Source organism: Vibrio sp. 10N.261.55.F4 (assembly GCF_041470465.1).
Classification (GTDB): domain Bacteria; phylum Pseudomonadota; class Gammaproteobacteria; order Enterobacterales; family Vibrionaceae; genus Vibrio; species Vibrio crassostreae_C.
This window is the reverse complement of sequence record NZ_JBFRMM010000042.1, coordinates 69,672-82,316: the sequence shown is the minus strand read 5'-3', so window position 1 is coordinate 82,316 and position 12,645 is coordinate 69,672. Positions and strand designations below refer to the sequence as shown.

The following is a 12,645-nucleotide window of genomic DNA, read 5'->3' as shown; positions in this document are numbered from 1 at the left end:
GCGATGAACCTTTTTTTATCTTTATTTTACTTGCCATAATATGAAAAATCACATTATTAACAATGAGTTACCATTAGCACATCAATAGTAAAACCAGACACTCAATAAAAAACCACACATCCCATTGCTGAAATATGTGGCCGTTTAGAGCTGTTCTGATACGAACTTAGATAAGTTTAGGGGTTACTCCATATCACCTAACAAGTAATCTTCATCGCTGCTCACTACTGCGCCGTGCTTCAAGAAGTTCTTACCTAGGATCATGCTGTATTCGAAGCGAGAACGGTCTTGAAGGTTTACCCTCACCTCTTTCTCTAGGTCTCCGAGCTTAACCTTCATTTCTACCACAGGGCGAATGTTCACCTTCTCGCCTTTCTTGGCTTTGATACGCATTACATCAATCACTGGCTTGGTGAAATCTTGCTTATCGCCTTGGTTGTTTTGATAGGTAAAGCTCACCATGTCTTGGCCATCTTTCTTAAATCGTTTGATGTTGACTGCGTTCATTGAGCTTACATCCGCACCAGTGTCGAGCTTGGCCGGGAACTTCATGCCGTTCACTTCTACTACTTCAATATGCCCAACTTTAAACAGTGGTTCGGCTTTCAGAAGGTAATCAGAACGCGTATTAACGTAAACGCCCTCTTTTGCCATCTTCTTGCCTAAAATAAAGTACGCTTCTTTCTCATTTGTATTGAGCACGTCGATGGCGAACTCTTGCGTACGCACTTTTCCAGACACCGCAAACTCACCACTTACAACAGGGCGAGTATCATCCCCGACTTTAAGCTTCTTAATAATTGGCTTGGTCACCTTCTGCTTCTCACCATTTACATCCGTAAGATAAAATTCAACGGAAGCATCTTTGCCTTTACCTGTCATTTCAAAACTGTCGACCTTCAGCAAAGGTGTATTGACAGTGAAAGAAGCCACGGCCTTAAGCGGGAAGTTATCAATCGTAATGTCTTCTTCTGGTGAGATAATTAAAGGCTCACCAGCCTCCGCCACATCGCTAAAGCTCTCTGAACCTTCAGAAAGAATATTTTCTGCATTGGTATCAATCATGAAGAGCTCACTGGCTGTGCTGGTTCCAAATCTCAACTGCGACTCACTACTCGAGCGCTCACGTAGGTACACCAGAACGTCTTTAGTTGTGTTTTCATCGAGTTGAACTGGCACATAGACTAAAGGTCTCTTCTTACCGCTCACGCTTAACATACGAACCAACGGCAATGTCATCTCTTTTTGTTTGCCGTCGTTATCGAACATATCAAACGTCACTTCACTGTTCTTTTTGTCTATGTCGATGTCTTTAGCATGCAAAATACTGTAGCGGTTCTTTAAAGAGAAGGTCGCATTCATCGCCATTCCGGAGATAGACACCACCTCTTTACGGCCAACAACCGTCGCGTTTTCCTGCTCTTGCAAATAGTCGTAACCAGCAAACACTAAGGCGTTGTCAGCAAGAAAGGTTTTGCCGATCAGCACTGGCGCAGAGAAGTGACTTCTGTCCGTCAGGTTAACGTCTGTTTTTAATTCTTGGTCTGCAATGGTAAGCGACATTTTTACGGTAGGACGAAGTAAAGGCGTGCTGCTGGTGCGGCTACGTATCATGCTGACACGCTCTAAAGGCGCTTCGATTAATACCATGTCTCCCGTGCGTGGGTTTTGAACCTTAAAAGACACCACAGCCTCATATTTCGCAAAGGTACTGCCATCCCAATCATCGTAATCAACATCGGAATTGTTCAACAGGTCTTCGGTTAACGCCGCCATCAACTCTTGGTCTTTGAGATTTTGGTAATCGGGATTAGAGCTCTTCACATGAATGTCTTCAGCATGCATAGAAGTGGTTTCCGCACCGGTATCAATTTTACCAATGAAAGGAACGTCTTTTAGCCCTTGAACGCTAGATAGGTACACGTTCTCAGTGCGACCTAATACCGACTTACCATCGAGTTCGTAAGTGGGATTTTGAGTGGTAGGTGAAGTGTCAGTAGCCAAAGTGTATTGTGAAAAAAGTAGAGTGCTTAAAAGAGTTAGAGCCAAAGGTATCTTTTTCATTAGTTGGTCCGTTGTGATCAGTTCACTAATAATACTGGCGTTTGCGCGAAGAGTTCCCCCACCAGCAATGGTTCTCACATAACGTTAACGCTATGAGTTTTTAAATGACAAACCGATGACTTTGCGCTGCATTCGCTTATCGATTATTGACTAATGGATACCCAATAACCTTTTCAATGCTCGGTGTTCTATTGAAGAAATGAATACAAAAAAAAGCCAACGACGGGCGCTGACCTTAGCTATTCAAAACACACCTGAAGCGAGTTTAACTTGCTAAAACACAAACGGTTCTAGATAAACATAGCACTAAAAAGTCCCGACTGTTTTCTTTGCGCAGATAGCTCGAGCTTTTTCTGCGTCCTCGCCTTTATTTTGATTAAAACATTGTCGATAAGATTCGACGTAGCGCTCAAATAACACTTTGGCTTCAGGTTGTGGTTTAGAAAGCAGTTGGTTAACGAATTTTCTTGAGCCGACCTCAAAATGTTGGGTATCGATTGGGCTATTCCAATCCCCTCCCCAGATCATAAATCCGTGATGGGCAAACAGCTCCACCACATCTTCAGCCATGCCGCTACGTTCTATTTCATCACGCGCACGAAAGCGAGTACGGTTCACATAACTTGTCGCAGATTGTGAAGGCTTTACCGTGATTCTTCCGTTGCTATTAAACTCTAAGAAAGGGTTTTGAACTGGGTTGATGTCGATTGCCACACCATAGGCATGTTTCGACCAACCTCCTCCGCCAGTAATAGGACGAGCGTTAAACGCACTGCTGTTGTTCGCGTCCATTGAGGCGTTATCGTCACCTCTGAATTCACGCATTAAGCGAGCAGAATGAAGAGGAAAATTGCGCTGTTTAAGCTCTGAAAAGATTTGTTCAACAGCAAGTGCAACCACATCAAGCACGATCATATTGCCCTGTTGCGTTTCCCCTTTGAAATTAATGAAGTCGAAATCCACTTTGGATAGTCGCTCACAACCAACAGGCGCACCACTACTCAAGACATTGTTCTTTTTCATCATGTCGCATTGCCATTGAGATATAGGGGCAACTTGGGCATAACTCGCAGCACTGAGCACAGTGGCCAGCCAGCCGACAATAAAACGTTTCATATCAAAGACTCAAAAATAGTAAGAGTGAAAAGTAGCAGAAGTTGGAAAATAGCATAAGTTAGAAAATAACATATTAAGCCAAGTTGAGCGTACGCTTTGTTAGCGCGTTTTGTCCCAATAGACAATCTCTCGAACTCGTCCGTTCTGGTCGACATCCGCTTCTCCACCAACATCAGAAGGCTCTGGTAAGGTCGATAATTGCGAAGCGTAATAGGCAACCAACATAAGTACGAACGCATCGTAAATATCGTCTATCGCGACGTCTTTGCGTTTAGTATTTGAAATGGCCAACGACAAGCCTTCACACCATTGAGGGGCGAGTTGCTGAATAATAGAAAGCCGTTCCTCTTTGCCTTCTTGAGTTCGTTTTGAAAACGCTAGCGGTTCACCTTTCAAAGCTGCAAACACCACCTCAGGATGTGATTCCCTGATAGAAAGACTGGGGTGAGATTCAATGAGCTCATCAAGCTCACGGATCTTGGGCACTATTCCCCAAGTCTGTTTAGAAAACTTCTTATCAAGCTGATCCACATTGGCACTGCACGCCGCAATGTAATCAGTTTGGTAAACCGCCTCACGGCACGGAACAGGAAACACGGAAGAACCACGCTTGCTGGTTAGAAAACGTCTTGCCGCTTTATCGCATAATCTATCTGGAGTAAGCGAATCGCTAAAGCCAATAGGCATGTCGATAAGCGCCGTTGAACCGATAAGATCACTCGCTAGCTCATCGAGGGTGTTTACCACTTTAAACGCAGGTATCTCATTGTCAGAGACAATCCAAGCGATCCAACCCGACTTGCAGCCATCAATTCCGATGTATTTCATTATGTTCTCGATGATTAGTTTGTTGAGGGTTATTTGGGATAACTAGCCCACTTAATGATCAGTGCCACTCACTAATCAGCAGTCTGCTTTTTACACCACGTACCTGCAAGCCCATTGCATCGAACACCTCTTCAAAGTCTCGACACTGCGCAGGGATGTTAGGTAACGAAAGCGCGGCTTCTGAAAAGAATTGTTGTTCAAAATGAGCCGAATCGTTCCAAGCGAGTTGCCACCACTCTAGAATCCTCGACTTAGACGAGCGCAGCTTTTCAGCCGTAGGAACTTTATCACTTTTACTTAAGTTCTCTTTGCTTGTAGTAGGAAAGAGGTTCCACTTATCGTTGTTTGGCCAGTAAGCGAAAGGCAAACAGTGATCAACGTGATACTCATTTTTTAATGATTTTCCACTCCACACGCTGACAATGTCGGCACGATCAGATCTAAGTTGCTCGACACGTTTACGCACATCGCGAGTATCATGGTTTTGATCGATCCATACCAAGCAGTCGTGATAAGTCTGTAGTGAAATGCTTCGCTGTCGGTTCAACTCGAAACGCTGCATCTCCATGACCCATTGATTCACCACCAGCGGTTCAATCCACGAGTGGTAGATTCTAAAGCACTCCCACAGGCTTTCATCGAGAGTAAAATAACCAAAACTTTCTAAGAACTCACTATCAATGACCAGTGATTCTCGGCTCTTCCGTCGTTTGTGAGGTGGGTATATATCGAATAGTCGGTTGTCTTTCGAGCCTTGATAAATGAAAGTCACAGGTCCTGATTTAATGGTACTGATCGTTTGTGAAAATAGCTTTTGTAGAGCCTTAGCTTCATCGCCGAGAAACATAGCGCCTATCGCTAGATCATCAGCACTTAAGTGTTTGAGTTTATTCCAACCATCCTCTTTTACAAACCCAAGTCCCTTCGTTGTGTTGCTATTTTGCTGAATCCCAGCGCCTTCTATGTCGATATCAATCAGTCGCTTAAACTGCCTAACCCAATACAGAGCAACCAAGCCCACTGGTAGAGAAATTTTCCCATCAGTTCGATCAATCACAGCGCCTGAATGCGCATCAGCAATTCTCAGTAGAGTTCTCAACAAAGCCAACTTGTATGTGGCCGACTTGTTGTCATTCACAATAATGTGGCGCACCTTGTTCAAGTCACCGGAGCCATCGTCTGGTAGTGTCATCACCACGGTTTGCCACCACACCTCACTGCGGTTCAATGTATCTTGGCTATCATCAACATGACGAACCAACAAGGCGCTGTTTTTTGATAAACGCTCGAGCTCTTCAACCGAGACTTCATAGCCTTGTCGACTGTCTTGAAACTCCCCATGACGCAGAGTGATCACCAACTTGCCATTTGGAGCTAGCAAGTTAGACAACTTTCTAAATGCGCGCTCTCGATGAGACGGAGCGAGATGCATCCAAACCGCACTGACCAATATCAAGTCAAAACGCATTCCGAGGTTTTCAGTGCGGCTAAGCGAGGGAAGTGAATCATCAATCCAGGTAACACTTGGGCCTGTATATTTCGAGCCTTGTTCGCGTAATGAAGCACTTGGTTCTATCGCAATAACATCAGATCCGGCCTTGTGCATCCATAGCGCATCACGACCGCATCCAGCACCGACATCGAGTACTTTATCGCCCACTAAAGGCCAATAAGCTTGCCAGCTTTTATGCACCCTCTCGAAGGTCACTGAGTTGTACTGCTGGCAAAGTGTGTGAGCATTTTTATCGTAAAAAGGAATCGATGAGGACATATGCGCTATTGGAGTAAGGAGTCTATCTCAATAGTAATGGGGAGCTTAGGCGATTGCTAGCAGCTCATGCAAGTTCAGCCACACCGAGCAATATTTATCGTTAGTGACTGTTTTATATCAATATCCACCTAATGAGTTCATCAGGCGAGTCACACCTCGAATTGATCTCGTCAGAAAAACAAAAACAAACAAGGTGCAAGCTGACGTGCGAACAGAGATAATTGTTTGAAGATGATTAACTCGCCTCAAGCACCAAACCGATAGAAAACTAATGAACACATACTCGCACATAGATACCCCATTCAATCTGCGCCACACCTGTTGGTTTTGTGGTGAGCCTTCCAGTAACCTTGTTGAATTTCCTAAGACAGCGCAGGCAGTTGCCAAGATTGGCCATTCACCGATCGCACTGCCGGCTTGTAATGAGTGTGCGAGAATTAACTATTCAAAGAATCTGACCTCAATTTGGTCTGTGCGCGATCAGATAAAACACACTCTGATAGACAAGTACGCTAAGCACCTTGGCATCGGTGAGAACTGGACGGAGCAAGAGCTTATTGATTCTGATTTCTCGGGTTCGACGCTCGGTGGGTTTGGGCGCAGCGCTTGGAAGATGTATCAAATCGCCAAACAACGCGTCGATTATAAAGGCTGGCCTTTGTCGGTTGATGACATCCCACTTGAGGTATACGACGAAACCAGTGGCTTTGAGTTTGACGGTACTCGTTATGCCTCAATCAATTCATGTATCGACTATTTCACCAAGGCAGCAGGCGTAGACAAAGAGCTGTTGTCGCAGCTTGTCGACATCGTTTCATCAGACCGATTTAGCTACGCACTGCGAATCACCAAGCTGAACAAGAATGTCTCTAATACCAAGCGCTCGGAGATCGTCGAAGAGGTACTACAACAAGAGTCTGAACAAGAAGAGATACTGCTTGAGCAAGCTAATTCAATGTTTAACCCAAACGTCGAAGAGGTGAATATTTCAGGCTCAATAGCGCCTGTATTTGCCATTCAGTGGGCGCTGGCTAACAAGGTTAAAGATTTAGCCCACCTTTGTGCTCTCGAAGATGAGTATTTTGACTATTTCGAGCACCTCGGCGGCCCTGCAGCTTTCATGTCCTATAACGGCCTACAACTCTATTTAGAGTCGCGTCAAGATCCTGAATGGGTAGAAGAGTTGGATCCAAATAAACAGTATTGGTGAACATGCCTCGCTACTGGTGAACACGTGTAAGCTCGATAATCGTGTCAAACACCCATTGTTAGTCCTTGTTTTATATAAAGATCTAAAAACAGAACCCTATAACAGTTAATTGTTGCAATTCGGTTAAATAGAGTGAAAACTTCAAGCATCTAAAACTATTTAATCACTGCCATCTGCGGTGAGTAAGGAGTGAATTGTGCTTGCTGTTCTTCGTATTATTTTGGCTACGGTGTTTATTATTTTCACCACTCTATGTGCTTTTGTTTACTGCTTGTTTAGCCCCAAGAACCCCAAGCATGTGTACGTTTTCTGTCGTTGGTTCAACCAACTCCAAAAGATCATCGGTGTAAAACTGGTGCAACGCGGCCTAGACAATGCCCCGACACCAGAAAACAGCGTCTACATCTCTAACCACCAAAGCATATTGGATTTTGTGACCGATCCAGGAATGCTAAGACCACGCACTGTTTCATTGGGCAAACGCGATTTGTTGTACGTGCCTTTCTTTGGCCTGCTGTATTGGATCACCGGTAACATCATGATTAACCGCGAAGATAAGTCCAAAGCACGCGATACCATCAAGCAAGTGGCGGAAGCGATTCATCAGAGAGATCTGTCTGTTTGGGTTTACCCGGAAGGAACCCGTAGTAAAGGGCGTGGACTATTGCCATTCAAAACGGGCGCTTTCCGAATGGCAATCGAAGCTGGTGTGCCTATCACCCCGATGTGTACCAGCACCACGCACAATAAGATCGACTTGAATCGAGCCAATAATGGCATTGTGATCACCGAGATGCTGGAACCTATCGATGTATCCGGATACAAGCTTAGCGACGCAAGAGAGCTGGCCAATCGCTGTCACGCACTCATGGCAGAGAAAATAGCAGAGCTTGATGCCGAAGTGGCTCGTTTAGAGGCGCAGCAAAAAACAGAGTTGGATTCAGATCGTTCTTCTACAAACTAACTCGCAACGAAACCACTGAGTCATCGCTCAGTTACTTAAAAAGACACTCAACGATCGCAACTCTCATTGTTCTTGTTTTACTTGCTGGCGCTTATCCGCAAAATAAAAACAGGCGTTAACGGCTTTATAGAGCAATGGGAGCAAACGATGGAAGTGATTCACCATGGTGGCAAACATACTGTCACAGGATCTTGTCACGAGCTAAGAGATTCAGGCCAAGCGGTGCTCATCGATTGTGGCCTTTTTCAAGGTTTAGATCTTCAAGGTAAAAAGCTTCAAGGTGCGGACACTCGCCCTCTTGATATTGAATTTGAAACTTCCCGCCTCAACGCTCTGCTGCTGACCCATACTCACATTGATCATATTGGCCGATTACCTTGGTTACTCGCCAGTGGGTTTAACCAACCGATTTATTGCACGCAAGCCACCGCTGAACTTGCCCCTTTAATGATTGAGGATGGCTTAAAGCTGCAAGGACTCAGCAATAAACAGTCGAAGCTGATACTCAAAAAGATTCATTCGTTAATTGCTCCCAAGCCTTACGGGGAATGGTTTACAATCACGTCTAAACAGCAAAACAACGGAAAGGATCATGATAGGCCAAATACTCTGTATGCTCGCTTTCAACCTGCGGGGCACATCTTAGGTTCTGCCTATATCGAGATTAAGTTACCCAACCAAGAGGTGGTAGTCTTCTCTGGCGATTTAGGCCCAAGTAACACACCACTACTGCCCGATCCTAAGCCACCACGACAAGCCGACTATCTGTTTATCGAATCCACTTATGGCACCAGTACACATGATGATATTGCTACGCGAGCTGAGCGTCTCAAAGCAATCATTGATCGTTCACTGCTCGACGGTGGCGTTATTCTAATTCCGGCCTTCAGTATCGGCAGAACTCAGGAACTGCTGTTTGATATCGAGCACCTGATCTTTGAGCATCAACTCAGTAGCGATATTCCTATTATTCTCGATTCTCCGATGGCTCAGAAAGTGACACGTTCATACCGACGCTTTAAAGAGTTGTGGGGACAAGAAGCAAAGCAGCGTCTTGAACTGGAACGCCACCCACTCGCTTTTGAGCAGTGCATTACCGTCGATGGACATAGAATGCACAAGAAAATCGTGAATCGCCTCAAGTCGACAGGTGAACCTGCGATTGTGGTCGCAGCTTCTGGGATGTGTCAGGGTGGCAGGATAATGAACTACTTATCTGCCTTGCTTCCCGATAAACGAACCGATGTAATTTTAGCGAGCTATCAAGCGCACGGGACGCTCGGACGAGAGCTGCAACAAGGCGAAATGCAGGTTTCTATTGATAACAAAGACGTTGAGGTTAATGCTCAAATTCATGGCATGTCTGGCTATTCTGCCCATGCTGATAAAGAGGATCTTTACCAATTTATAGACGGCATCGCGACTCCACCGAAAGAGGTGCATTTGATTCACGGCGAGCCAAATACTCAGTCTGAGTTCGCTCAAGCTTTGGTTGGAAAAGGATTTACAGTCGTTTAAAACAGGCGATTAATTCACGATTTCTGATTGCGGTAATCCTTACGGAAAGTTCTAAAAATCACTACTGATATTTTAAATAATACCTCCCCTTAAACCTGCCTAATTTCACTATATCGGTGATATATTCTTGCATCTTTACCGTCGTAATGTGTTAACAGTCATTAGTACTGAACAACGTTTCCTCTCATTTTTCCCTTCTGACACATATTGTGAGTTTCGAAAATTTGTATTAATCACTATTTATTCACTTTACAAACCGACACTAAAAACAACTAATTGCATATCAATTTTAATGGAACGATTATCAAATTAGCACTAATCGTTAACAAACACCCCCTGTAACATGCTTTATGTCACAGTAATCCTAATAGGCAGTTAAATAATTTAACACTCGGGTTACAAGTGAAGTATTGTGTTGTTCGAAAAACAATCATAAGCAAAACTAACAGGGAAAATACTCATGCAGTCATTCGTTGATTTTTTGAATGGAATAATCTGGAGCCCAGTACTTATCTACCTATGTTTAGGTGCAGGTTTGTTCTACTCCATCATGACTCGATTTGTTCAAATCCGTCACTTCTTTGAAATGTGGCGCTTGCTACTATCGGGTAAAAGCTCATCAAAAGGCATCTCGTCTTTCCAAGCTCTAGCCGTTTCGCTATCTGGCCGTGTAGGTACAGGTAACATTGCTGGTGTTGCTGCCGCTATCGGTTTCGGTGGCCCAGGTGCAGTATTCTGGATGTGGGTTGTAGCCTTCTTTGGCGCCGCGACTGCTTATGCAGAATCTACGCTAGCGCAAATCTACAAAGAAGAAGACGAAGGCCAGTTCCGTGGTGGTCCGGCTTACTACATTGAAAAAGCAATGGGTCAGAAGTGGTACGCATGGATCTTCGCAATCGCGACTATTTTTGCATGTGGTATTTTGCTTCCAGGTGTTCAGTCAAACAGTATTGGTAATGCTGTAGAAGCTGCATTTGGTTCAGGTGACATGATTGAAACAGCTGTCGGTACATTCAGTTTCGCTAAAATTTTCACCGGTACTGTTGTTGCTATCATCCTTGCTTTCATCATCTTTGGTGGTGTTAAACGTATTGCGAACTTCACACAGATCGTTGTTCCTTTCATGGCATTGGCTTACATCATCATCGCGTTCGTTATCATTCTGCTAAACATCAGCCAAGTGCCAACTGTTTTCGCAATGATTGTTGGTGATGCATTCACACCTATGGCAGGCTTCGGTGCTGCAATTGGTTGGGGTGTTAAGCGTGGTGTTTACTCAAACGAAGCAGGTCAAGGTACTGGTCCTCACGCGGCAGCTGCTGCAAGTGTTGATCACCCAGCTCAGCAAGGTTTAGTACAAGCATTCTCTATCTACATCGATACACTTCTAGTATGTTCAGCTACAGCGTTCATGATCATCATCACTGGTGCTTACAACGTTCACGGCGGTGCTGAGGGTGTATTCCTTGTTCAGAACCTAGCAGCAAACGTTGGTGCGAATGGTCCTGTATTTACACAGCTTGCTATTGAAAGTGCACTACCAGGCATTGGTAAGCCATTCATCGCATTTGCTCTGTTCTTCTTCGCATTTACAACGATTCTTGCTTACTACTACATCGCAGAAACGAATATTGCTTACCTACGTCGTACCATCAAGATCCCTGGCATGATGTTCGTACTTAAGCTTGTTCTTATCACTGCCGTTTTCTATGGCACAGTTAAAACAGCGAACCTTGCATGGGCAATGGGTGATGTTGGTGTTGGCTTGATGGCATGGTTAAACATCGTTGGTATTCTGATCATCTTCTTCATGTCTAAGCCTGCGCTTAAAGCTCTAGCTGACTACGAAGAACAGCAGAAACAAGGCGTAACTGAGTACACATTCAACCCTGTAAAACTAGGCATTAAAGGTGCAACTTACTGGGAAGAGAAGTACAAGCGTAAAACAGGCAAGTCTCCAGAAGCAGAAGCTGCAGACACTAAACCTGTAGAGCAACCTTCAGCTTAAGCTTTCCTTAGCAAATAGATCGCTTTAACAAATAGTGCTATTAATAACGCATAAAAAAGGGGTTAGCTATTTCGGCTAACCCCTTTTGTTTTATTCATAACCAATAAATGGCTTATAACAAACTAACTGTTCCCGAGTTAGAGTATTAAGCAGCGATTTCTTGTGTTGCCATTTGAGGCGCTTTCTTCTCACCGATAGGCAGTACTGTGCGGCCGTATTCGTTGTTGATTACTTGTGCCATTGCAAAGTAGATAGCTGAAGCGCCACAGAAGATACCTTCAAAACCAGCGATAGTGCCGATTAGTTCGCTGCCAGTGAAATCACGAGCTGCAAGTAGGAAGAACAAGATAGTTAGTGAACCGAATACTACTTGCTTCGCCACTGGGTAGCATAGAGAGCCGATGAACATGAAGCCTGTGAAGATGCCCCATAGTAGTAGGTACCAACCCATGAATGCTGCAGGGCTTGCAGGTAGGCCCATGTAAGGCATCACGATTAAACCAACCAAAGACAACCAGAATAGGCCGTAAGAAGTAAACGCAGTTGTACCGAACGTGTCACCACGTTTGAAACACATAGTGCCCACGATAACTTGGCTCAAACCACCGTAAAAAATACCCATTGCAAGAATCATAGAATCGATTGGGAAGAAACCTGCGTTGTGGATATTAAGAAGAATGGTGGTCATACCGAAACCCATTAAGCCTAGTGGCGCTGGGTTAGCTAGTTTGGTCGACATTACGAATTTACCTTATTAAAGTGGTTGATTAAAAAAAAGCGATAAAAACTATCAGAAAATTTTAATCTATAAACCGTACAACTAGGTAATCCAGTTATCGAAAACTAAGATTGTACAAATGATCTTATGGAAAATAGGTTTCATAATGAACCTATTCAATTCACCGAAACTATCAATAAACAGATTCCCTATCACGTTCGTTCCTCACTGTAAGGAATGACGAGTGAGGTAAGTGTTGAGGCAATGAGACAAAGCCTGGTGCTACGTCACTCTAGAATCGAGGGACGGGATATCTGGAATCTACTCTTCGATATGAGCACTTGCGGCACACAAGAGCCCTCTGTCACGTTCGTTACTTACTGTGGGGAATGACGAGTTTTTTTTAGGTACGATAAACGAGATGGGGATGCGAAAAGAGTCTTTAGAT

Annotated in this window: 9 protein-coding genes; 4 read left to right on the top strand and 5 right to left on the bottom strand. The window is 44.3% G+C overall.

Translation table 11 applies throughout. The annotated features are described in order from the left end of the window. Positions 1-183: 183 nt before the first annotated feature. From AB4249_RS19565 to AB4249_RS19550, 4 genes are all read right to left on the bottom strand, one after another. Entirely contained in the window at positions 184-2,064 is a 1,881-nt protein-coding gene (locus AB4249_RS19565; protein ID WP_371725588.1) for an ATP-dependent zinc protease, read from the bottom strand. A 306-nt stretch (positions 2,065-2,370) separates the two neighbouring features. Further along, positions 2,371-3,180: a M15 family metallopeptidase gene (locus tag AB4249_RS19560; protein ID WP_372104495.1), complete on the bottom strand. Its 810-nt coding sequence runs from the start codon at positions 3,178-3,180 to the stop codon at positions 2,371-2,373. Between the two features lie 99 nt (positions 3,181-3,279). Beyond that, the gene (locus tag AB4249_RS19555; RefSeq protein ID WP_372104493.1) at positions 3,280-4,008 is read right to left on the bottom strand and encodes a DUF429 domain-containing protein; all 729 of its coding nucleotides are present in this window, start codon (positions 4,006-4,008) and stop codon (positions 3,280-3,282) included. Positions 4,009-4,066: 58 nt separating this feature from the next. Next, positions 4,067-5,779, bottom strand: coding sequence for a class I SAM-dependent methyltransferase (locus tag AB4249_RS19550; RefSeq protein WP_372104490.1), 1,713 nt, complete (start codon positions 5,777-5,779; stop codon positions 4,067-4,069). Between the two features lie 271 nt (positions 5,780-6,050). On the opposite strand from AB4249_RS19550, the gene AB4249_RS19545 reads away from it, so the two are divergent. The 4 genes from AB4249_RS19545 to AB4249_RS19530 all read left to right on the top strand — a co-directional run bounded on the left by AB4249_RS19545 (position 6,051) and on the right by AB4249_RS19530 (position 11,479). Continuing rightward, positions 6,051-6,989 (top strand): hypothetical protein, encoded by a 939-nt coding sequence (locus AB4249_RS19545; protein WP_065584646.1) that lies wholly within the window; start codon positions 6,051-6,053, stop codon positions 6,987-6,989. Between the two features lie 196 nt (positions 6,990-7,185). Continuing rightward, positions 7,186-7,953, top strand: coding sequence for a 1-acylglycerol-3-phosphate O-acyltransferase (locus tag AB4249_RS19540; RefSeq protein ID WP_102333729.1), 768 nt, complete (start codon positions 7,186-7,188; stop codon positions 7,951-7,953). 147 nt (positions 7,954-8,100) lie between these two features. Further along, the gene (locus AB4249_RS19535) at positions 8,101-9,471 is read left to right on the top strand and encodes an MBL fold metallo-hydrolase (RefSeq protein ID WP_372104487.1); all 1,371 of its coding nucleotides are present in this window, start codon (positions 8,101-8,103) and stop codon (positions 9,469-9,471) included. Positions 9,472-9,931: 460 nt separating this feature from the next. Continuing rightward, positions 9,932-11,479, top strand: a complete 1,548-nt coding sequence (locus AB4249_RS19530) for a sodium:alanine symporter family protein (RefSeq protein WP_048669206.1) — start codon at positions 9,932-9,934, stop codon at positions 11,477-11,479. A gap of 145 nt (positions 11,480-11,624) precedes the next feature. Here AB4249_RS19530 and AB4249_RS19525 read toward each other — a convergent pair whose 3' ends face one another. Then, the gene (locus AB4249_RS19525) at positions 11,625-12,218 is read right to left on the bottom strand and encodes an acetate uptake transporter (RefSeq protein WP_010440610.1); all 594 of its coding nucleotides are present in this window, start codon (positions 12,216-12,218) and stop codon (positions 11,625-11,627) included. Between the last annotated feature and the right edge of the window lie 427 nt (positions 12,219-12,645).

Coding starts and splice junctions, on each gene's coding strand:
- AB4249_RS19535 (WP_372104487.1), top strand. CDS start 8,101: ATGGAAGTGATTCACCATGGTGGCAAACATACTGTCACAGGATCTTGT.
- AB4249_RS19545 (WP_065584646.1), top strand. CDS start 6,051: ATGAACACATACTCGCACATAGATACCCCATTCAATCTGCGCCACACC.
- AB4249_RS19525 (WP_010440610.1), bottom strand. CDS start 12,218: ATGTCGACCAAACTAGCTAACCCAGCGCCACTAGGCTTAATGGGTTTC.
- AB4249_RS19560 (WP_372104495.1), bottom strand. CDS start 3,180: ATGAAACGTTTTATTGTCGGCTGGCTGGCCACTGTGCTCAGTGCTGCG.
- AB4249_RS19550 (WP_372104490.1), bottom strand. CDS start 5,779: ATGTCCTCATCGATTCCTTTTTACGATAAAAATGCTCACACACTTTGC.
- AB4249_RS19530 (WP_048669206.1), top strand. CDS start 9,932: ATGCAGTCATTCGTTGATTTTTTGAATGGAATAATCTGGAGCCCAGTA.
- AB4249_RS19565 (WP_371725588.1), bottom strand. CDS start 2,064: ATGAAAAAGATACCTTTGGCTCTAACTCTTTTAAGCACTCTACTTTTT.
- AB4249_RS19555 (WP_372104493.1), bottom strand. CDS start 4,008: ATGAAATACATCGGAATTGATGGCTGCAAGTCGGGTTGGATCGCTTGG.